Source organism: Verticiella sediminum (assembly GCF_007558815.1).
Taxonomy (GTDB): domain Bacteria; phylum Pseudomonadota; class Gammaproteobacteria; order Burkholderiales; family Burkholderiaceae_B; genus Verticiella; species Verticiella sediminum.
This window is the reverse complement of sequence record NZ_VLTJ01000005.1, coordinates 103,537-124,685: the sequence shown is the minus strand read 5'-3', so window position 1 is coordinate 124,685 and position 21,149 is coordinate 103,537. Positions and strand designations below refer to the sequence as shown.

Here is a 21,149-nt window from a genome sequence, read left to right as displayed (position 1 = left end):
CGCCGGCTGCATCCCTATATCATTAACATGATAACTATTTGCCACCCGCCAGCGTGACCACACGGAGGACGACATGCCGCATATCTGGATCGAATATTCCGCCAACCTGGCGCCGTCGATCGACCTGCCCGCCGTGATGGCCGAGGTACAGGCGGCGGCGGTCGGCGATGGCAGCGTCTTCCCGCTGGCCGGTGCGCGCACCCGCGCGGTGCCGGTGCAGGATTACCGCATCGCCGACGGCCACCCGGACAACGCCTTCGTCCACGTGCTGCTGCGCGTCGGGCACGGGCGCAGCGAGGCTGAACGCGACGCGCTCGGCCAGCGCGTGTTCGCCACCCTGCGCAAGGCGTTCGCGCCCATCATGGCACAGCGCCCGCTCGGCCTGAGCCTGCAGGTGGACGAGGCCCATCCCACGCTCAACTACAAGCACAGCAACTACCGGGAATACCTGGCCGAGCGCGCCGCCGCCCGCTGACGCGTCCACCAGGCCCGCCACACGCGGGGCGCGCCCGGCGCGCCCCATGGATCAGGAGACACGATGCCCCCACTCGCCACCTATGCCGAACTCGCCGCACCGCCCGCCACCGGCTGGCCGCGCAGCGTCCTCGGCCTCTTGCTGAACGACCGCAAGGGCCTCGCCGCCCTGGGCGACGCCGTGCATGCCGCGCCCTACAAGGCGCCGCCGCGGGCCCCGGTGCTCTACGTCAAGCCGGCCAACACCTATGCCCGCGACGGCGCGCCGGTGGCGCTGGACGCCGACGTGCCCGAGGTCGTGGTCGGCGCCTGCCTGGCGGTGGAATTCGCCCGGCCGGTGCGCGGCGCCACGCTCGCCAATGCGCTGGACGGTGTGGCCGGCCTGCGCGTGGTAGCCGACCTCTACGCCCCGCACGACAGCTACTACCGCCCGCCGATCAAGCAGAAGTGCCGCGACGGTTTCTGCCCCATCGGTAGCCGGCTGGCCGGCCTGGCCGACGTGGGCGATCCCGACGCACTGGCCATCGCCGTACGCATCGACGGCACCGCCGCCCTGCAGGCGAGCACGGCCGGCCAGGTGCGCAGCCTCGCCCAGGCCATCGTCGACGTGAGCGCTTTCATGACCCTGGATCGCGGCGACCTGCTGCTGCTCGGCGTGCCGCACGGCGCGCCCCGGGCCCGCGCCGGCCAGCGCGTCGAGATCGAGATCGAGCGCGTCGGCGCCCTTGCCTTTCCCCTCGTGCATGCCCAGGAGGCCCGCGCATGAAGCACGCCCGCGTCATCCACGACGGCAAGACCCATCTCGTCACCGAAGCCGGCGACGGCCGCGTCGCCCTGCCCGACGGGCGCGTGCTCGACGAGGCCCAGGTGCAGTGGCTGCCGCCGATCGAACCGCGCACCCTCTTCACCATGGCCATCAACTACGCCGATCATGCCAAGGAGCTGGCCTTCAAGGCGCCGGAGGAGCCGCTCGGCTTTCTCAAGGCAGCCAACACGGTGACCGGCCATCGGGCGCACACCGTGCGCCCGGCCGACGCCGCCTTCATGCATTACGAGTGCGAGCTTGCGGTGGTGATCGGCGCCACGGCGCGCAACGTGCCCGCCGAGCGCGCCTACGACGTGGTCGCAGGCTACACGGTGGCCAACGACTATGCCATCCGCGACTACCTGGAGAACTGGTACCGCCCCAACCTGCGCGTCAAGAGCCGCGACACCTGCACGCCGCTGGGCCCCTGGTTCGTCGAGCGCGACGACGTACCCGACCCGATGAACCTGAACCTGCGCACCCTGGTCAACGGGCGCGAGACACAGAGCGGCAACACGCGCGACATGGTGTTCGGCATCCCGGCCCTGATCGCCTACTACAGCAGCTTCATGACGCTCGCCCCGGGCGACATCATCCTCACCGGGACACCCGACGGAGTGGTCAACGTGGTCGCGGGCGATGAAGTCGTCACCGAGATCGAAGGCATCGGACGCCTGGTCAATACGCTTGTGTCCGACGCGCGCACCGCGTGAGATCGCCCGGCCCGACCGACGGCCACACACTCTTATAGACAACCATGCTGAATCCCGACACCATCCAGACGATCGCGCGCCGCCTGCACGAAGCCGAACGCACCCGCAGCCAGATCCGCCAGGTCTCGCTGGACCACCCCGAGATCACCATCGAGAACGCCTACGCCGTGCAGCACGCGTGGGTGCAGCTCAAGCTCGCCGAGGGCCGTACGGTGAAGGGCCACAAGATCGGCCTCACGTCGCGCGCCATGCAGCAGTCCTCCAACATCGACGAGCCGGACTTCGGCACGCTGCTCGACGACATGTTCTACGCGGACGGCGGCGAGCTGCCGGCCGATCGCTTCATCGTGCCCCGCGTCGAGGTGGAGCTGGCTTTCGTGCTCGGCAAGCCGCTGCGCGGCCCGGGCGTGACCCTGTTCGACGTCTACGACGCCGTGGACTACGTCATCCCGGCATTGGAGATCATCGACGCGCGCTCGCAATCCGTCGATCCCGAGTCCGGACGCCCGCGCAAGGTGTTCGACACCATCTCGGACAACGCAGCCAACGCGGCCGTGGTCATGGGCGGGCGCCCGGCGCGCATCGGCGAGTTCGACTGGCGCTGGGTCTCGGCCATCCTGTCGCGCAATGCGGTGATCGAGGAGACCGGCGTGGCCGCGGGCGTGCTCAACCATCCCGCCAACGGCGTGGCCTGGCTCGCCAACAAGCTCGCGCCGCACGACGTGACGCTGCAGGCGGGCGAGATCATCCTGGGCGGATCGTTCACGCGCCCCGTCCCGGCCCGCGCGGGCGACACCTTCCATTGCGACTACGGCCCGCTGGGCGTGGTGAGCTGCCGCTTCGTGTGAGATGAAGCCCACCCCCTACGCGCTAACGCGCGCGCCCTCAAGGGGGCGGCACTGGCGGACCGGCAAAGCCGGATCCGCTGTGCCCTGGATGGCAGCCGCGCCATTTCACAGGTCTGGGTGTGGGCAGCGTCTTGGATAAATTTGCTGGGTGCCGCGCATCGCGGTAGTGTCGCAAACCAACCCCCTCTTTCGCCTTCCAACCGATACGCATCCATGGACATCCTCACCAATCGCTTCAAACGCGCACTGCGCGAGCGCCAGCCCCAGATCGGCCTGTGGGTCGGCCTGGCCAACCCCTACACCGCCGAGATCTGCGCGGGTGCGGGCTTCGACTGGCTGCTCATCGACGGCGAGCATTCGCCCAACACGCTGAGCACCGTGCTGCAACAACTGCAGTCGGTCGCGGCCTATCCGGGCAGCCACCCGATCGTGCGGCCGCCCTGGAACGACTCGGTGTTCATCAAGCAACTGCTGGACACCGGCGTGCAGACCCTGCTCGTACCCATGGTGCAGTCGGGAGAGGAAGCCGGCGCCGCGTGCGCGGCCATGCGCTACCCGCCCGCCGGCATCCGCGGCGTGGGCAGCGCGCTCGCCCGCGCCTCGCGCTGGAACCGCATCCCCGACTACCTGCATCGCGCCAATGACGAAGTCTGCACCCTGGTGCAGATCGAGACCGTGGCGGGCCTCGAGGCCCTGGACGACATTCTCGCCGTACCCGACGTGGACGGCGTGTTCATCGGCCCGGCCGACCTCTCGGCCAACATGGGCTACATGGGCAACCCGGGCCATCCCGAAGTCCAGGACGCCATCGACGACGCCGTCCGGCGCATCGCCAAGGCCGGCAAGGCGCCGGGCATCCTGCACGCCGACCCGACGCTGTGCCGGCACTGGCTCTCGCTGGGCGCGCTGTTCGTCGCGGTCGGTACCGACGCCTCGCTGCTCGCCCGTGCGAGCGACCAGCTCGCCGCCAGCTACCGCGACGCCGCGGCCGCGCCGCGCACCGGCAGCGGCCCGTACTGACGGCAGCGCCGGCCAGGGCTGCATCGCACAGGCGGGCGCGCGCGTCATACGAAGGACATACGAAGGCACACACGGGCGCCGCGGGCAGGGGTAAACTTTCCGGCTCAATCCACCCTTTGCCTCGCGCCCGCCATGGCCACTCGCAGATCCCGCCCGTCCGCTCCCATCGAAGTACATTCCTGGCCCACGCCCAACGGCCAGAAGGTCCACATCCTGCTCGAGGAACTGGGCCTGCCCTACACCATTCACCCGGTGAACATCGGTCAGGGCGACCAGTTCAAGCCCGAGTTCCTCGCCATCAGTCCCAACAACAAGATCCCGGCCATCCTCGATCCCAACGGGCCCGAGGGCAAGCCGTTCCCGGTGTTCGAGTCGGGCGCGATCCTGCTCTACCTGGCCGGCAAGACCGGGCAGTTCCTGGGCAGCACCGACGCCGAGCGCTACACCGTGCTGCAGTGGCTGATGTTCCAGATGGGCGGCGTCGGCCCCATGCTCGGCCAGAATCACCACTTCCGGGTCTATGCGCCCGAGAAGCTGACCTACGCCATCGAGCGCTACACCAACGAGGCCAAGCGCCTCTACGGCGTGATCGACAAGCGCCTGCGCGACACGGAATACCTGGCGGGCGGTTTCTACAGCATCGCCGACATCGCGACCTACCCGTGGCTGGTTCCGCACGAGCGCCAGGGCATCGACCTTGCCGAGTATCCCGACCTGAAGCGCTGGTTCGACGCCATCGCGGCGCGGCCGGCGGTACAGCGCGGCATGCAGATCCTGGCCGACGCCCGCAAGCCGGTCGAGAACGACGCCAAGGCGCGCGAGGCCATGTTCGGCGCGACCCAATACGCCAGGCGATGAGCAGCGCAGCCCAGACGCCGCTCGCCCTCAGCATCCAGTCCCATGTCGCCCTGGGCCACGTAGGCAACACGGCCGCCGTGCTGCCCTTGCAGTTGCTCGGCGTGGAGGCGCTGGCGATCCACACCGTGCAGTTCTCCAACCACACGGGCTATGGCGAGTTCAAGGGCCAGGTCTTCCCGGCCGCCCATGTGCGCGACCTGCTCGACGGGCTGGACGCGCGCGGCGTGCTCGGCCGGATCGACGCGGTGCTCTCGGGCTACCTCGGCGATGCGGCCACCGGCGACGTCATCCTCGAGGCGGTGGCGCGCATCCGGCAGACGCGCCCGGGCGTGCGCTACGTGTGCGATCCGGTGATGGGCGATACCGGGCGCGGCATCTTCGTGCGTCCCGGCATCCCGGAGTTCCTGCGCGATCGCGCCGTGCCCGCGGCCGATGTCATCACGCCCAACCAGTTCGAGTTCGAGTGGCTGTCGGGCACGCGCCTGTCCTCCGTGGCCGAGGCCGCCCAGGTGGCGCGCGGCCTGCTGCGCAGCGCGCGCGGTCGTCCCGGCCCCGAACTCATCGTCGTGACCAGCCTGCGCACGCCCGACCTTCCGACCGAGCACCTGGCCACACTGGCGGTGAGCCCGGGCCAGGCCTGGGTAGTCGAAACACCGCTGCTGCCGACCGAGCCCATGCCCAACGGCATGGGCGACGTCTTCTCCGCCGTCCTGCTCGGGCGCCTGCTCACCGGCCACGACGTCCCGCGCGCGCTCGAGCACGCCGTCTCCTGCCTGTACGGCCTGGTCGGCCAGGTGCCGCCGGGCGGGCGCGACCTGCCCCTGGTGGCGGCGCGCCAGGAGATCGTCGCGCCGACCGCGCGCTTCACCGCCGTGCCCCTGGGCTGATGCCGCAACCGCGCTGCGACATCTTCTGCCGGGTCATCGACAATTACGGCGACGTGGGCGTGTGCTGGCGCCTGGCGCGCCGGCTCGCCGATGGCCATGGGTGGTCGGTGCGCCTCTGGGTGGACGCGCCTGAAAAGCTCGCCCGCATCGCCTGCGGCGCTGCGGCCGACGGCGTGCAGATCGTGGCGTGGTCGGCCACGCCGCCCGACCTGGCACCGGGGGACATCGTGATCGAAGCCTTTGCCTGCGACCCACCACCGGCCTTCGTCGCGCGCATCCGGCCCGAGGGCGTCTGGCTGAACCTGGAGTACCTGAGCGCCGAGCCGTGGGTCGAGAGCCACCACGGCCTGCCTTCGCCCCAACTGGGCGGCAGGACCAAGTATTTCTTCTTCCCCGGCTTCACGGCCCGCACCGGCGGCCTGCTGCGCGAACCCGGCCTGCTCGCGCGCCGCGACGCGTTCCAGGCCGATCCGCAGGCCATCGCGCGCTACCTGCAGGAGCAGGCGGGCCTGCCCGCTGCGCTGGCCGGCGAGATCGGCCACGGCGCGCGCGCGCTCGCCACGCTGTTCTGCTATCCCGACGCTCCGGCCCGGGCGCTGCTTGCCTCGCTGCGCGGCACGGGCCAGCCGTGGGCCCTGGCCGTGACCGGCGACGCCATGCCCGGGCTTGCCGGCCAGGCGCACGGGCTGCCGATCGTGCGCGTGCCGTTCCTGCCGCAGGCCGACTACGACCCGCTGCTCTGGGCTGCCCGGCTGAACGCGGTGCGCGGCGAGGATTCCTTCGTGCGGGCGCAATGGGCTGGCCGCCCGCTGCTCTGGCACATCTATCGCCAGGACGACGACGTGCACCTGGACAAACTCGCCGCCTGGCTGGACGCCGCGAACGCCTCGCCCGCCGCACGCGCCGCGCAGTTCGCCTGGAATCGCGGCGGCCCCGGGGCCGCGGCCGACCTCGCGGCCTGGCTCGCACCCGCGGCCCAGGCCCAGTCGCAGCGCGACGCCCGGGCCTGGGCCGATACGCTGGCCGCAGGCCCGGAACTTGCCGACGCGCTGGCAAAGTTCTGCGGCGACAGGTTAAAATCGTAGATTAACCCTATTTTCGCCCAGGATTTCAGCGTGAAAACTGCTCAGGAACTGCGCACCGGCAACGTCATCATGGTGAGCGGCGAGCCCCTCGTCGTGCAAAAGGCCGAGTACAACAAGTCCGGCCGCAACGCGGCCGTGGTCAAGGCCAAGATGAAGAACCTTCTCACCGGCTCCGGTTCCGAGACGGTCTTCAAAGCCGACGAGAAGTTCGAAGTGCTCGTGCTCGAGCGCAAGGAGTGCACCTACTCCTACTTCGCCGACCCCATGTATGTTTTCATGGACACCGAGTACAACCAGTACGAAGTCGAAGCCGAGAGCATGGGCGACGCCCTCAACTACCTCGAGGAAGGCATGGAAGTGGAAGTGGTCTTCTATGAAGGCCGCGCGATCTCCGTCGACATGCCGACCACCGTGGTGCGCGAGATCATCTACACCGAGCCCGCCGTGCGTGGCGACACCTCGGGCAAGGTGCTCAAGCCCGCCAAGCTCAACACGGGCTTCGAGATCCCGGTACCCCTCTTTTGCGACATCGGCGACAAGATCGAGATCGACACCCGCACCAACGAGTACCGCAGCCGCACGAAGTAAGCGCTGCAGCAGGCTGCCGGCCGCCGCGCCGGCCGTCCCGAAACCCCTGGCCGACCGGTGCAGGGGTTTTTTTTCACGATTTGAGCCTCAAGCCGGTGCGCTTTCCGTGAATCGATCCCTCGCCATCACGATTCCCGCGTGGTGTTTGTCCGCCCAGGCGACCAAGCTCTTCATGGGCTCGAGGAATGAGCGGCCCTGGGACGTAAGCTTGTATTCCACGCGTGGCGGCACCTCGGCGAATACGGTGCGATGGACGTACCCGTCCTGCTCGAGCTTGCGCAGCGTGCGCGAGAGCATCTGCTTGGAAATGTCGCCCAGTTCGCGCATCAGGATGTGGAAGCGTTTGGCCTCGGGCTCCAGCGCTTCAAGCACGAGCAGGCTCCACTTGTCACCTATGCGGTCCAGCACATCGCGGATGGGACAAGGTTGCTCAAAGGTGATCGACGCATCGGACGCCATGGCAATTTCCGGGTATGGATATGCGGAATTCAAAGGTCAGCGATCTGTGACCAAATCACATTCTGAGGACTTCTTGCACGGCTTTCGCTCCGTGCCTAGACTTGAGTCTATTTTGTAGACCATTGAAACGCAAGACAGGAGAATCGACATGGCAAAGGTGGCTCTCATCGGCGCATCGGGCGCAGCAGGCTCGCGCATCCTCAAGGAACTCTCGGTTCGCGGTCACATCGTGACGGGCATCGCGCGCAGCCCCGAGAAGATTGCGGCGCTGCCAGGCGTCACCCGCGTCAAGGCAGACGTGTTCGACAAAGACGCCCTGGCGCAAGCGCTGCGTGGCCACGACGCCGTGGTGAGTGCGGTGCACTTCACGGCTAGCGACGCACAGACGCTGGTCGATGCTGTCCGCGCCTGCGGCGTCAAGCGCTACATCGTGGTCGGCGGTGCGGGCAGCCTGGAGATCGCTCCCGGCAAGCGCCTGCTCGACCAGCCTGACTTTCCGGCCGCCTACAAAGACGAAGCGACCAAGGGCGCGGAGTTCCTTGATCTGCTCAGGCACTCCGTGAACGACCTGGACTGGACTTTCATCTCTCCCTCCGCCCTGTTCGTGCCCGGTGAGCGGACGGCCAAGTTCCGGCTCGGCAAGGACCAACTGCTGTCGACCGAGGCCGGTAGCAGCATCTCGTTCGAGGATTTCGCGATTGCGCTGGTCGACGAGCTGGAGAAGCCGTCCCACATCCGCCAGCGTTTCACCGTCGGCTACTGAGTCGCCGCGCATCCATTCCTGATCTCGTCCACACCATGCCCTCATGATCGCCTGACAGGTCTCCTGGACCGAGGTTATCAAGCGGTACACCTCGGAAAATCCAGGAATGCGACAGGCATCGGCCCTTCGGCTTTGACGGAAATCTCGTAGCCATCCGTCCGGCAATCGCAGTAAGGGGTGTGCCGGCCGGGGTGATACCTTCAGGGTACGAGCCTCGGCGGGCGACACTCCCATCCCGCCCTCAGCGCCTGCCCGCCTCCATGTCCAGCAGCGTCTGGCGCATGGTCTTCAAGGTCGAGCGCAGCCGATCGAGATCCTCGGCGGTGTTGTTGCGCAGAATCGTCTCGGTGGTCTCGTCGACGATGACCTTGGCCGCCGCGAAGATCTCGCGGCCGGCCGGCGTGATGTGCACCACGACAGTACGCCGATCGCTCTCCAAACTGGTGCGCAAGACCCATTTTCGCGCCTCCATCGCGTTCAGGATGTAGGTAACGCGGGAGCGTTCATAGGCCGTCCACTGCGCCAGCTCCATCATCGTCAGCGGCCCCTTGCGCAGCACCGCGCTCAGCACCCGGTACTCGGTTTCCAGCAGGCCCAGCGGCTTCAAGCCCTCCTGCAGGGCGCGGCTGCGTCGGTAGACGACTTGTGTACACAAGAAAAAGAGATGGTCTTCGAGTTCCATGAGGTCGTGTCCGTCGCGTGGCATCGGAGGGGCCCGCTGCGCCACTTTACGTGAAATTTTACCTATTGGCATGGGTGTTGCTAAAGGTTCCAGGGTACCGACCGCGCAATGCGCCGCGCACCATCCGTGCCGCGCTGGCGCGGCGCCGCGCGGCCAACGCCGCGCTCCCCCTCGTTCCAGCGGAACTCGACATGGCAAACGATATTGAAGGTTTCATCTCGCACCTGGGCGACATCCCGGTCATCCGCGATTCGGCCACCGTGCAGCGGCGCAGCCGGGACATGTCCATGAGCTTCAGCCCGATCATCCGCCGCGAAGCGAGCGGCAAGACGGCCGAGCTGATCGTCAGCCCGCGCAGCCAGGACGACGTGATCCGCATCGCCAGCGCCGCCGCCAGGGCGCGCATGCCGCTCATGATGCGCGGCGCCGGCACCTGCAACCTGGGCCAGGGCGTGCCCCTGCACGGCGGCGCCATCGTCGACATGAGCGGGCTCTCGCAAGTGCTGTGGATCCGCGAGCAGAAGGTTCGCGCGCAGGCCGGCGCCCGCCTGCTGGCCATCGACACCGCCACCCGCGCTACCGGCTGGGAGCTGCGCATGCACTCCTCGACCCGGCGCGCCGCCACCATCGGCGGCTACATCGGCGGGGGCCACGCCGGCATCGGCAGTTGCAGCTACGGCATTCTGCGCGATCGGGGCAACATTCTCGGCTTGCGCGTCGTGTCGGTCGAGCAAACGCCGCGGGTCGTCGAGCTGCGCGGCGACGATGTCAACCTGGTGCACCACGCCTACGGCACCAACGGCATCATCACCGAAGTGGAAATGCCGCTCGCGCCCGCCTGGGCGTGGGTCGAGGTGGTCCTGAACTTTCCCGGGTTCATGCGCGCGGCCGCGTTCGCCTACGAGCTTGCCGCTTCGGACGGCATCGTCAAGAAGCTGATCTCGATCGACGACTTTCCCAACTGGGACTACATGCAGGCCATGCGTGCCTACGGAAAGCCCGGCTGGAGCATGGTGCGCTGCATGGTCGCCGCTCCGGGCCTGGAGGCCCTGCGCGACCTGGCCGCCGCGTTCCAGGGCGAGATCGCGAGCGAGGCCGGGGAAGGCGAAGGCCCCTATGGCGCCCCGCTGTGGGAGTTCGGCTGGGGGCACGCACGCCTGCAGGTCAACAAGACCCGCCCGGAGATCGTCAACAACATCGGGCTGTACCTCGATCCCGACCTGCTCGCCGCGGTGGAGCGCAGCCATCGCCGCTTCAAGGACCTCGGCGGCATGCACCTGGAAGTCAAGCGCTACGCCGGACGCATCGCCTTTCAGGGCTCTCCCTATTACGCCTTCGTGGACGACGCCCAGGTGGCCGAGGTGATCCGCGGCATGGTGCAGGACGGCGCCATGGTCGCCAACAACCACACTTTCCTGGTCAAGGACAACGGTATGAAGGTCGCCGACGCCCGCGACGAGGAATTCAAACGCAGCATGGACCCGCATGGCCTGATGAACCCGGGCAAGTTCGACGCGGACGCATCGCGCGCGCGTCCGGAGACGGGGCTGGAGCTGCCGACCACCGGCTGGCAGTACGGCAGCGACACCCAGCGCGAGCCGGGCGCTGTTTCCGCCTGAGGGCACAACCATCCAACCCGCACCAGGAGATCGCCGATGAGCCCCTTTCTGCCCCGCCTTGCATCGCATTCACCGGTTCGCCGCCGGCTGCTCACGACTGCCGCCTCGGCAGCCGCCGTCCTGGCCACCCCATGGGGCATGCGCGCCGCGCGCGCCCAGGGGCTGACCCGCATCGTCTACCAGACGGGCTGGCTGCCGCAGCCGGACAAGGGCGGCCTCTACCAGGCGCTGGCCACCGGCCTGTACCGCGAATACGGCCTGGACGTCGAGCTGCGCTCGGGCGGCCCGCAGTTGAACGTCATGCAGATCTTCCTCGCGGGCGCCGTCGACTTCGCCGACAGCGACAGCATGCGCGTGCTCAGCCTGGCGAGCCAGGGGCTGCCGGCAATCGCCGTCGCGGCCTTCGGCCAGAAGGCCTTCAACGTGGTGCTGTCCCACGCCGGTTCGGGGCATGACGAGCTGGCCTCGCTCAAGGGCGACCCGCTGCTCGTCTCCACCGCGGGACGCCAGACCTACTGGCCCTGGCTCAAGGCGAAGTTCGGCTTCACCGACGAGCAGATCCGCCCCTACACCTACAGCATGGCGCCCTTCCTGGTCGATCCGCGCATGTCGATGGAGGGCTTCATCACCAGCGAACCCTACGAACTGGCGCGCAGCGGCGTCAAGCCGGTGGTGCACATGCTGGCCGAGCACGGCTACCTGGCCTACAGCAACGTCACGCTGGCCAAGCCCAGCATGGTGCGCGAGCAGCCCGACGTCGTGCAGCGCTTCGTCGACGCCACGGCGCGCGGCTGGGCCAGCTATCTGCACGGCGACCCCACGCCCGGCAACGCCCTGATCCGCGAGGGCAACCCGGACGCGAGCGACGAGAAGATCGCCTACGCGCTCGAGACCATGCGCGAGCATGCGATCTTCGACTCGCCCGACGTGCAGGCGGGCGGCCCGGGCGCGATGAGCCACGCGCAGTGGCAGGCAATCTACGACAGCGCCGTGCAGAGCGGCGTGGCCCGCCCCGGCGTGGACATCCGGCAGGGCTACACCCTGGACTTCGTCAACAAGCGCGTCGGCGCGTGATCGCCGTGGCCGCCCGCGGCTCCGCCTCGCCGCCGCTGCGCATCGGCGGCGCTTTCCAACTTGACGTATCACCGGCACCGACATGAGCGCCCACACTTTCTTTGCCGTGCCCGAAGCCCCCGCCTACGCATTGCGGCATGTCCGCATCCCGGCCTGCCTGACGACGCCCACGGCGCAGGCTTTGACCGTGGCCACCACTTTCGAGCACGGCGATCTGCACGACGCCGACCTGATGATCGAGGACGGGTGCATCGCGGCGATCCTGCCGGCCGGCACCGCGGCACCCGCCAGCGGGCCCGACCTGCGCCAATCGATGGTGCTGCCGGGCCTGCTCGATTGCCACACCCATCTCGACAAGGGCCACATCTGGCCGCGCAAGCCGAACCCGACCGGCGACGGCGCCGGCGCGGCCCAGGCCACCGGCGAGGACCGCACGGCGCGCTGGCGCGAGCACGACCTGCTCGCCCGCATGTCGTTCGGGCTGCAGACCGCCTATGCGCATGGGGTATTGGCCATCCGCACGCACCTGGACTGCCTGCAGCCGCAGGCCGACATCTCCTTTCCGGTGTTCCAGGAACTGCGCGAGGCATGGCAAGGACGCATCGACCTGCAGGCGTCGTCGATCGCGCCGCTGGACATCTTCCTGACCGACGAAGGACGCCGACTGGCCGACACGGTGGCCCGCGCGGGCGGCCAGTTGGGCTGCGTGACGCGCTTTCGGGGCCTGCCCAACGTGCCGCTGCAGCCCGAGTTCGACGTGGCCATACGGCGCTTCTTCGAGCTGGCCGCCGAACGCGGCCTGGACGCCGATCTGCACGTGGACGAGACCGGCGACGCGCGCGTGCTCAGCCTGGCCGAGGTCGCCCGCATCGCCACCGAGGTCGGCTTTGCCGGCCGCATCCTGTGCGGCCACTGCTGCTCGCTCGCCCTGCAGGACGAGGCGCGCATCGCCCGCACCCTGGATGCCTGCGCGCGCGCCGGCATCGATTTTGTCAGCCTGCCCACCGTCAACCTGTATCTGCAGGACCGCGATCCCACGGCCTCGCGCACACCGCGCTGGCGCGGCGTCACGCTGCTGCACGAAATGAAGGCGCGCGGGCTGCGCGTGGCGATCGCGGGCGACAACTGCCGCGACCCGTTCCATGCCTACGGCGATCACGACATGCTCGATACCTATACCCAGGCGGTGAAGATCCTGCACCTGGACCATCCCCTGGGCCACTGGATCGAGGCCGCCACCCGCACGCCCGCGGACATCATGGGCCTGCCGCAACGCGGCCGGCTCGCGCCCGGCCTGCCCGCGGACCTGCTCGTGCTGCGCGCGCGCAACTATTCCGAGCTGCTCGCGCGCCACCAGAGCGACCGGGTGGTGCTGCGCCAAGGGCGCGCCATCGATACCCGCCTGCCCGACTACCGGCTCCTGGACGAACTCATGACCTGAGCCCGCCGCCGCACCGCCCGCAAACCGCGTTCCCCGCTTCCTGACGGCATGCCTTGCGCACGCCTGTCAGGTTCCCTTTGTCCGCTCCGCCTCGAGGACACGATGACTCCACTGTCGCACCTTCGCCTTCTGCCCTGCATCACCGTCGCTTTTCTGGCCGCCGGTACGGCCCACGCGCAATCCTCCGTACGCCTCTACGGCATCATAGACGTGTATGTCGGCTCCATGAAAACCAGCGGCGGCGAGCGCATGTCCCAGGTCAACTCGGGCGGTATGACCACCAGCTACTTCGGCATCGCCGGCCAGGAAGACCTGGGCCAGGACCTGAAGGCGATCTTCGCCCTCGAAGGCTATCTGCGCGCGAACACCGGCGAATCGGGGCGCTACCCCGGTGACACGATGTTCTCGCGCGCCGCTTATGCCGGGCTCGCCAGCGAGCGCCTGGGCACCGTGCGCCTGGGCCGCATCGGCACGCCGCTCTTTACCAATACCCTGCTCTTCAACCCGCTGGGCGGCTCGTTCGGTTTCTCGCCCGCCATCCGCAACATCTTCTCGCCCGGCACCCTGTCCGGCGACTCCGCCTGGAACAGCGCCGTCGCGTACTCCACGCCCAAGTTCGGCGGCCTGTCGGGCGAGTTGATCTACGGCACCAAGGGCACCGATGCCAATGGCCGCACCAACGTCGGCGGCGGCCTCTCGTACCGGGAAGGAGCCTTCTCGATCGGCGTGGCCGCGCAGCAGGTCAAGAGCGGATTCGCCACGGGCGAGGAGAACACCTGGCAGATCGGCACGGCCTACGATTTCGGCGTCGCCAAGGTGTTCCTCTCCTACACCAGCATCCGCGAAGGCGATACGGGCTCGCTGAACGCCGACACGCACGACAAGATCGGCCAGGTGGGCCTGTCCGCGCCCGTGGGCCCGGGCAGCGTGCTGGTCTCTTACAGCCGCGACCGGGTCACCGGCGCCCAGGACTATTGGCGCGACGTCGCCACCGTCGGCTACGACTACCGGCTGTCCAAGCGCACCGATCTGTACGCGATGGTGATGCGCGACAAGATCAGCGACGAGAGCCAGGGCATGTCCTACGCCCTGGGCATGCGCCACGCTTTCTGAAACGGCGCGCAGGCTTCAACGCGGGATGCGCACCGTGTGCGTCTCGCCGTTGTTCTGCGGGAAGTTCGAGAAAATCGACGCCGCCAGATAGGACATGGTCTGGGGCAGCGCGTCCGCACGGCCTTCGTGCACCGCGCGCCCCTGGTACACCTCGGCGCCGCCGCGCTGGCTGTCGCGGATCGAGACCTCCAGGATGTTGCGATAGGCGGTCACGGGCACCGCCTGGTAGCCGGAATAGCCCGGGTAACCCCAGCCCCAGCCGCCGAACGGCATGCCCATCCCCATGCCCCACCCCCAGCCACGGCGACCGTAGAAGCCGTAGCCCATCATCGGCGGCGGCGGTGGCGCCGCCACTTCGGCCCAGGTCTGGAAGGGCTCCGACCCGTAGCGGAACGAGACCGTGAAGCGCGGCTGCCGGTCCCAGGGCTGCGCCTCGACCAGGCCGATGCCGCCCAGGTTGGCACGGATGATGTCCTCGTAGCTGCGGTATTCCAGGTCGTCGGCACCCTGCGCCGCCTCCGCCTGGCGCGCGAAACGATAGCTCTGGCCGACGGCGTCGGCCGGCCATTGCTGGAATGCGGTGACGCGCGCGGCGAAGGGGCTGGCAGTGGTGGCGCAGCCGGCCAGCGCGGCGCAGGCGAGAAGGACGGCGCCCGCCATGCGCCAGCAACGCGTAACTGTAGGGATGGACCTTGATTGCATGATGCTCCTCCCCGCCCGGTGCGGGGGCGATGATGGCCGTTGGCCAGGCCGTCCGCAGTCGCCGCCGGGACGCGGCGGCGTACACGGTAATAATTGAAGCATATGCCATGCCCGCCAGCGCGGCGGATGCGCCCTTCCCGGCGGGCGTAATCGGCGGCCGGCATAGGCGCGCGTACCGCGTAAAATCGATGCATCATTCCCTTCGAGGTCAGCCATGCGCAGCGATACGCCAGTCACCATCCGGCGCCAGGATTACCAGCCCTATCCCTTCGCGGTCGATACGGTGGCGCTCGCCTTCGACCTCCAGCCGGCGCTCACCACCGTGACCGCCGAGCTGGAGGTCGTGCGCCAGCATCCGGGCGATCTCGTGCTCGACGGCGAGGATCTGGAACTGGTCTCGGTCGCGGTCGATGGCCAACCGCTGGCGAGCCACGCCTACCAACTGGCGCCGACCACGCTGACCATCCCCGGCCTGGGCGAGCGCGCCCGCCTCACGCTGGTCAGCCGCTGCCGGCCGGCCGAGAACGCCACGCTCATGGGGCTGTACGTCTCCAACGGCGTGTTCTTCACGCAGTGCGAGGCCGAGGGCTTTCGGCGCATCACCTGGTTTCCGGATCGTCCGGACGTGATGAGCCGCTACACCGTCACCTTGCGCGCGCCCAAGGCCGATTTCCCGCAGTTGCTCTCCAACGGCAACCTGATCGCGCAGCGCGAGCTCGCCGACGGCCGCCACGAAGCCGTCTGGGAAGACCCTTTTCGCAAGCCGTGCTATCTCTTCGCGCTGGTGGCGGGCAAGCTCGCCTGGACCGAGAAGCGCGTGCGCACGCGCTCGGGGCGCGACGTGCTGCTGCAGGTCTACACCGACCCGGGCAACGAAGGCAAGACCGAATGGGCGCTGGCCTCGCTGGAACGCTCGCTGCGCTGGGACGAAACGCGCTTCGACCTCGAGCTCGACCTCGACCGCTTCATGATCGTCGCCGCGCGCGACTTCAACATGGGCGCCATGGAGAACAAGGGGCTCAACATCTTCAACGCGGCCTACGTGCTGGCCGACCCCGACAGCGCCACCGACGCGAACTACAGCGCCATCGAGGCGGTGATCGGCCATGAATACTTCCACAACTGGACCGGCAACCGGGTCACCTGCCGCGACTGGTTCCAGCTCAGCCTGAAGGAAGGCCTCACGGTGTTCCGCGACCAGGAATTCACCGCCGACATGATGGCCGCGGCCCTGGCCGACACCGGCCTGACCGGCGACGCGCTCGCCAAGGCCCAGGCCAGCGCGCGCACGGTCAAGCGCATCGACGACGTGATCGCCTTGCGCGCGGCCCAGTTCCCCGAGGACGCCGGCCCGATGGCGCACCCCATCCGCCCGGAGAGCTACCAGGAGATCGGCAACTTCTACACCGCGACGGTGTACGAGAAAGGCGCCGAGGTCATCCGCATGCAGCACACCCTGCTCGGCGAGGCGGGCTTCCAGCGGGGCATGGCCGAGTACTTCCGCCGCCACGACGGGCAGGCCGTCACCTGCGACGACTTCGTCGACGCCATGGAATCGGTCTATCGCGCGCAGCACCCGGAGCGCGACCTCACGGCGTTCCGCCGCTGGTACCGCCAGGCCGGTACGCCGCGCGTACGCGTGACGCTCGCCTACGACGCCCAGGCCCGCACGTGCACGGTCACGCTCGCGCAGCACTGCGCGCCGGTGGGCGTCGAACGCCTGGCCGGCGACAGCCTGCACAAGGCGCCCGTGCACATCCCGTTCAAAATCGGCCTGCTCGATGCGCAGGGCCATCCGCTGCCGCTGCGCCTGTCGGGCAGCGACGCGGCGGCGAGCGACACCGTCGTGCTCGAGCTCACCGAAGCGAGCCAGCACTGGGTGTTCACCGACGTGCCCGGCCATCCGGTTCCGTCGCTGCTGCGCGATTTCTCCGCGCCGGTGATCGTCGAGTACGACTACACCGACCGCGACCTCGCCCTGCTGCTCGCCCACGACACCAACGCCTACGCACGCCGGGAAGCCGGCCAGGAGCTGGCCGCGCGCCACATCCTGGCGCACGCGAGCGGCGCCACGACGCCGCCCGACGATGCCCAGCTCGTGCAGGCCTGGCGCGCGGTGCTCGACGATCCGCAGGTCGACCCCGGCTGGCGCGCGCGCGCGCTCAACCTGCCCGCCGAGAAAGTCCTGGCCGAGCGCATGTCGCCCATCGACCCGGGCGCGCTGGCGCAGGCCCGCGACCTGGTCCGCGCCCGCCTGGGCCGCGATCTCGCCGGGCAATGGCGCGCAGCCATCGACGACAACCAGACCCCGGGCGCCTACTCGCCCGATCCGCTGTCGGCCGGCCGACGCGATCTCAAGAACCTTGCACTGTCCTATCTGCTCGCGGGCGGCGATGCGCCGGCGCGCGAGCTCGCCGAACTGCAGTACCGCGATGCCGGCAACATGACCGACCGCCTGGCGGCGCTCGCCGCGCTGGTCAACCATGCGCCGGGCGCAGCCGCCGATGCCGCCCTGGCGGACTTCTACCAGCGCAGCCGGCGCGACCCCTTGATGCTGGACAAATGGTTCGCCCTGCAGGCCACGGCACGCACCACCGACGCCGGCCAGGTGCGCAAGCTGCTCGCCCACTCCGACTTCACGCTGCGCAATCCGAACCGCGCGCGCGCCCTGGTGTTCCAGTTCTGCCTGAACAATCCGCGCCACTTCCACGCCGCCGACGGCGCGGGTTACCGCTTCTGGGCCGAGCAGGTACTGGCCCTGGATGCGTTCAATCCCGAGATCGCGGCCAGGCTGGCCCGCGGCCTGGAGCAGTGGACGCGTTACGCGCCCGTGCTGCGCGACGCCATGCACGCCGCGCTCGAACGCGTGCGCAGCCAGGCCGGCCTGTCGCGCAACGTCACCGAAATCGTATCCAAAGCCCTGGAGATATCCGCTTGAAACGCAAGTCCCTCACCCAGTTCCTGATCGAGCAGCAGCGCAGCGAATGCGCCCTGCCCGCCGATGTGCGCCTGCTCATCGAAGTCGTCGCGCGAGCCTGCAAGGCCATCGGCCACCACGTCGGCAAGGGCGCCCTGAGCGGCGTTCTCGGCAGCCTCACCACCGAGAACGTGCAGGGCGAAGTCCAGAAGAAGCTCGACGTGATCTCCAACGAGATCCTGCTCGAGGCCAACGAATGGGGCGGCAACCTCTCGGCCATGGCGTCCGAGGAGATGGACACCATCCACCCCATTCCCAACCCCTATCCGCGCGGCGGCTACCTGCTGCTTTTCGATCCGCTGGACGGCTCCTCCAACATCGACGTCAACGTCTCGATCGGCACCATCTTCTCCGTGCTGCGCATGCCGGCCGATGCCGACGGCCGCGAGGCCACCGAGGCCGACTTCCTGCAACCGGGCAGACAACAGGTCGCCGCGGGCTACGCGCTCTACGGCCCGCAGACCATGCTGGTGCTGACCGTGGGCACGGGCGTGTACGGCTTCACGCTGGATCGCGAAATGGGCTCGTGGCTGCTGACCCACGAGCGCATGCAGATCCCGGCCGACACTGCGGAGTTCGCCATCAACACCTCGAACACGCGCCACTGGGCACCGCCCGTGCGCCGCTACGTCGACGAATGCCTGGCCGGCAAGACCGGCCCGCGCGGCAAGGATTTCAACATGCGCTGGGTCGCCTCGATGGTCACCGACATTCACCGCATCATGACCCGTGGCGGCATCTTCATGTACCCCTGGGATGCGCGCGAGCCCGGCAAGCCGGGCAAGCTGCGCCTGCTGTACGAGGCCAACCCGATGAGCTTCCTGGTCGAGCAGGCGGGCGGCGCCGCCACCAACGGCCAGCAGCGCATCCTGGACGTGCAGCCGCAAGGGCTGCACGAGCGGGTCAGCGTGCTCCTGGGCTCGAAGAACGAGGTCGAGCTGGTCACGGCGTATCACGCCGAGGGCTGAGGGGCAGGCGATCGCCTCCGCTGGCGGCCCTTCGTCCGGGCCGCCAGCGCTCCAACACCCGCGCCGGAACAAGAGCCTTGAGCCGGGGCCCTCGGGCAGTTCGCGTCGATGCACGCCAGCGGCAGGCGTTCTGTCAGTTCCGACAGTCGCTGCCTCTACAGCCAGATGATCGCGGCGACGATGGCGACGATCACCAGCACCCGGGTGATCTGATAGAGCGCCGGGCTCCAGCGCTTGAAGCGGCGCCGGTACTGCCCCATCACCCATGAGACGTGGAACAGCTTGTTGACCCAGCCGGTCTGGTCGCCGGCGTCGTTGGGCGAACTGGCAGCGGTCATGAACGTGCGCGAGAACCACTGGTTGAAACGCTGGGCCCAGCCGTACTTGAGCGGGCGCTCCACGTCGCAGAACAGGATGGTGCGGATCTCGTCGCTGCGGTTCTCGGCCCAGTGGATGTAGGTCTCGTCGAACACCACGCTCTGGCCGTCGCGCCAGCTATAGCGTTCGCCATCGACCTCGATGAAGCAGGCGTCGCTGTTCGGCGTATCCAGGCCCAGGTGATAGCGCAGCGAGCCGGCGAACGGGTCGCGGTGCGGGTTGAGCTTGGCGCCCGGCGGCAGCACCGCGAACATCGCGGCCTTGACCTGCGGAATCTCGCGCAACAGGCGCACGGTCTGCGGGCACAGCTCCTCGGCGGACGGATGCTGGGCGTCATACCACTTCAGGTAGAAGCGCTTCCAGCCGCTCTTGAAGAACGAGTTGAAGCCCGCGTCGTTGTTCGCCTCGGCCGCCTTGATGCGTTGCGCCTCGGCCAGCCGGCGCGCCTCTTCCCGGATGACTTCCCAATTGTCGTCGAGCTTGCGCAGCCCCGCGGGCATGTCCTGCGCCGCGATGTAGGGCCTGGCCGGCACGGCCGAGAAGAGATACATGAAGGCGTTGACCGGCGCGAGGACTGCCGAGTGGTCCACCACGGTCCGGAAGAAGTTGACGCGAACCCGGCCGCGAAAATACACGTAGGCGATCGCAGCCAGCCAGAGGCCGATGATGGTCCACTTGATCATGATGTATCAGTCCACGATGAAAACGGTGGCGCCCGTGGTCTTGCGCGCCGCAAGCGCTTCCTGCGCCTTGGCCGCGTCGGCAAGCGCGTAGCGCTGCCCGATGTTGACCTTGATGCGCCCGGACTCGACCAGGCCGAAGAGCTCGTCGGCCGCGGCCTGCACCTTCTCCTGGCTGGCCGCGTATGCGCCCAGCGTGGGACGCGTCACGTACAGCGAGCCCTTGGCGGCCAGGATGCCCAGGTTCACCCCGGTGACCGGCCCGGACGCGTTGCCGAAGCTGACCATCAGGCCGCGCGGCTCGATGCAGTCGAGCGAGGCCTCCCAGGTGTCCTTGCCCACGCTGTCGTACACCACCGGCAGCTTGCGCCCGCCGGTGAGTTCGCGCACGCGCTCGGGTATGTTCTCGCGGGTGTAGTCGATCGTGGCCCAGGCGCCGTGCTCGCGCGCGATGGCCGCCTTCTCCGGGCTGGACACCGTACCGATGAGCTTGACGCCCAGCGCCCGCGCCCACTGGCAGGCGATCAGGCCGACGCCGCCCGCGGCCGCGTGAAAGAGGATGGTCTCGTCGCCCTGCAGCCGGTAGGTCTGGCGAAACAGGTATTGCACGGTCAGGCCCTTGAGCATCATCGCCGCGGCCTGCTCGAAGCTGATGAAATCCGGCAGCTTGACCACCTGCAGCGCCTTGGCGTTGTGGCGTTCGGCATAGGCGCCGATCGGGCTCTGGCCGTAGGCCACGCGATCGCCCACCTTGACGTGCCCGACGTCCTTGCCCACGGCCTCGACCACGCCGGCGGCCTCGTTGCCCAGGCCGTGCGGCAGCGGATGCTTGTAGAGACCGGAACGAAAATAGATGTCGATGAAGTTCAGGCCGACCGCATGATGGCGCACCGTGACTTCGTCGGCGGCCGGCGCCGGCACTTCGACGTCGACGAGCTTGAGCACTTCGGGACCGCCATTCTGCGTGATGCGTATGGCCTTGGACATGAAACGCCTCCTGGATGGGACCGCGGGT

General features: G+C 68.6%; 21 protein-coding genes. 16 read left to right on the top strand and 5 right to left on the bottom strand.

Going from position 1 to position 21,149, the window contains the following annotated elements:
• The first annotated feature begins 73 nt into the window (after positions 1-73).
• The 9 genes from FOZ76_RS27830 to efp all read left to right on the top strand — a co-directional run bounded on the left by FOZ76_RS27830 (position 74) and on the right by efp (position 7,278).
• A complete protein-coding gene (locus FOZ76_RS27830; protein ID WP_143946712.1) occupies positions 74-475 on the top strand; it encodes a 5-carboxymethyl-2-hydroxymuconate Delta-isomerase in 402 nt (133 codons plus the stop codon).
• A 63-nt stretch (positions 476-538) separates the two neighbouring features.
• Positions 539-1,240 carry a fumarylacetoacetate hydrolase family protein gene (locus FOZ76_RS27825; protein WP_143946711.1) on the top strand — a complete coding sequence of 234 codons (702 nt, stop codon included), beginning with the start codon at positions 539-541 and terminating at the stop codon, positions 1,238-1,240.
• Positions 1,237-1,992: a fumarylacetoacetate hydrolase family protein gene (locus FOZ76_RS03350; RefSeq protein ID WP_143946710.1), complete on the top strand. Its 756-nt coding sequence runs from the start codon at positions 1,237-1,239 to the stop codon at positions 1,990-1,992. The genes FOZ76_RS27825 and FOZ76_RS03350 overlap by 4 nt, the downstream gene beginning before the upstream one ends.
• Before the next feature lie 44 nt (positions 1,993-2,036).
• Positions 2,037-2,840, top strand: a complete 804-nt coding sequence (gene hpaH / locus FOZ76_RS03345) for a 2-oxo-hept-4-ene-1,7-dioate hydratase (RefSeq protein ID WP_143946709.1) — start codon at positions 2,037-2,039, stop codon at positions 2,838-2,840.
• 213 nt (positions 2,841-3,053) lie between these two features.
• Positions 3,054-3,860, top strand: a complete 807-nt coding sequence (gene hpaI / locus FOZ76_RS03340) for a 4-hydroxy-2-oxoheptanedioate aldolase (protein WP_143946708.1) — start codon at positions 3,054-3,056, stop codon at positions 3,858-3,860.
• A 132-nt stretch (positions 3,861-3,992) separates the two neighbouring features.
• The gene (locus tag FOZ76_RS03335; protein WP_143946707.1) at positions 3,993-4,718 is read left to right on the top strand and encodes a glutathione binding-like protein; all 726 of its coding nucleotides are present in this window, start codon (positions 3,993-3,995) and stop codon (positions 4,716-4,718) included.
• The gene (gene pdxY, locus FOZ76_RS03330; RefSeq protein WP_143946706.1) at positions 4,715-5,605 is read left to right on the top strand and encodes a pyridoxal kinase PdxY; all 891 of its coding nucleotides are present in this window, start codon (positions 4,715-4,717) and stop codon (positions 5,603-5,605) included. The genes FOZ76_RS03335 and pdxY overlap by 4 nt, the downstream gene beginning before the upstream one ends.
• A complete protein-coding gene (gene earP / locus FOZ76_RS03325; RefSeq protein ID WP_143946705.1) occupies positions 5,605-6,690 on the top strand; it encodes an elongation factor P maturation arginine rhamnosyltransferase EarP in 1,086 nt (361 codons plus the stop codon). The genes pdxY and earP overlap by 1 nt, the downstream gene beginning before the upstream one ends.
• Positions 6,691-6,720: 30 nt before the next feature.
• A complete protein-coding gene (gene efp / locus FOZ76_RS03320; protein ID WP_143946704.1) occupies positions 6,721-7,278 on the top strand; it encodes an elongation factor P in 558 nt (185 codons plus the stop codon).
• A gap of 87 nt (positions 7,279-7,365) precedes the next feature.
• On the opposite strand, the gene FOZ76_RS03315 is transcribed toward efp, so the two are convergent.
• Positions 7,366-7,737, bottom strand: a complete 372-nt coding sequence (locus FOZ76_RS03315) for a winged helix-turn-helix transcriptional regulator (protein ID WP_143946703.1) — start codon at positions 7,735-7,737, stop codon at positions 7,366-7,368.
• A 148-nt stretch (positions 7,738-7,885) separates the two neighbouring features.
• Between FOZ76_RS03315 and FOZ76_RS03310 the strand changes: the two genes are divergently transcribed.
• Positions 7,886-8,500, top strand: a complete 615-nt coding sequence (locus tag FOZ76_RS03310; RefSeq protein ID WP_143946702.1) for an NAD(P)-dependent oxidoreductase — start codon at positions 7,886-7,888, stop codon at positions 8,498-8,500.
• 241 nt (positions 8,501-8,741) lie between these two features.
• Here the strand turns inward: FOZ76_RS03310 and FOZ76_RS03305 are convergent, their stop codons facing one another.
• A complete protein-coding gene (locus FOZ76_RS03305) occupies positions 8,742-9,182 on the bottom strand; it encodes a MarR family winged helix-turn-helix transcriptional regulator (protein WP_246129272.1) in 441 nt (146 codons plus the stop codon).
• Positions 9,183-9,373: 191 nt separating this feature from the next.
• On the opposite strand from FOZ76_RS03305, the gene FOZ76_RS03300 reads away from it, so the two are divergent.
• From FOZ76_RS03300 to FOZ76_RS03285, 4 genes are all read left to right on the top strand, one after another.
• A complete protein-coding gene (locus FOZ76_RS03300) occupies positions 9,374-10,801 on the top strand; it encodes an FAD-binding oxidoreductase (RefSeq protein WP_143946700.1) in 1,428 nt (475 codons plus the stop codon).
• A 36-nt stretch (positions 10,802-10,837) separates the two neighbouring features.
• Entirely contained in the window at positions 10,838-11,875 is a 1,038-nt protein-coding gene (locus tag FOZ76_RS03295) for an ABC transporter substrate-binding protein (protein WP_143946699.1), read from the top strand.
• Positions 11,876-11,957: 82 nt separating this feature from the next.
• Positions 11,958-13,316 (top strand): cytosine deaminase, encoded by a 1,359-nt coding sequence (locus FOZ76_RS03290; RefSeq protein ID WP_143946698.1) that lies wholly within the window; start codon positions 11,958-11,960, stop codon positions 13,314-13,316.
• A 102-nt stretch (positions 13,317-13,418) separates the two neighbouring features.
• The gene (locus FOZ76_RS03285; protein WP_170235273.1) at positions 13,419-14,429 is read left to right on the top strand and encodes a porin; all 1,011 of its coding nucleotides are present in this window, start codon (positions 13,419-13,421) and stop codon (positions 14,427-14,429) included.
• Positions 14,430-14,444: 15 nt separating this feature from the next.
• Here the strand turns inward: FOZ76_RS03285 and FOZ76_RS03280 are convergent, their stop codons facing one another.
• Entirely contained in the window at positions 14,445-15,089 is a 645-nt protein-coding gene (locus FOZ76_RS03280; RefSeq protein ID WP_246129271.1) for a DUF4136 domain-containing protein, read from the bottom strand.
• 256 nt (positions 15,090-15,345) lie between these two features.
• On the opposite strand from FOZ76_RS03280, the gene pepN reads away from it, so the two are divergent.
• Together pepN and FOZ76_RS03270 are read left to right on the top strand one after the other, a co-directional pair.
• Positions 15,346-18,069, top strand: coding sequence for an aminopeptidase N (gene pepN, locus FOZ76_RS03275; protein WP_143946695.1), 2,724 nt, complete (start codon positions 15,346-15,348; stop codon positions 18,067-18,069).
• Positions 18,066-19,076 (top strand): class 1 fructose-bisphosphatase, encoded by a 1,011-nt coding sequence (locus FOZ76_RS03270; protein WP_143946694.1) that lies wholly within the window; start codon positions 18,066-18,068, stop codon positions 19,074-19,076. The genes pepN and FOZ76_RS03270 overlap by 4 nt, the downstream gene beginning before the upstream one ends.
• Positions 19,077-19,231: 155 nt before the next feature.
• On the opposite strand, the gene FOZ76_RS03265 is transcribed toward FOZ76_RS03270, so the two are convergent.
• Positions 19,232-20,137: an aspartyl/asparaginyl beta-hydroxylase domain-containing protein gene (locus FOZ76_RS03265; RefSeq protein ID WP_143946693.1), complete on the bottom strand. Its 906-nt coding sequence runs from the start codon at positions 20,135-20,137 to the stop codon at positions 19,232-19,234.
• A 6-nt stretch (positions 20,138-20,143) separates the two neighbouring features.
• Positions 20,144-21,121, bottom strand: a complete 978-nt coding sequence (locus tag FOZ76_RS03260) for a quinone oxidoreductase family protein (RefSeq protein ID WP_143946692.1) — start codon at positions 21,119-21,121, stop codon at positions 20,144-20,146.
• Positions 21,122-21,149 lie beyond the last annotated feature (28 nt).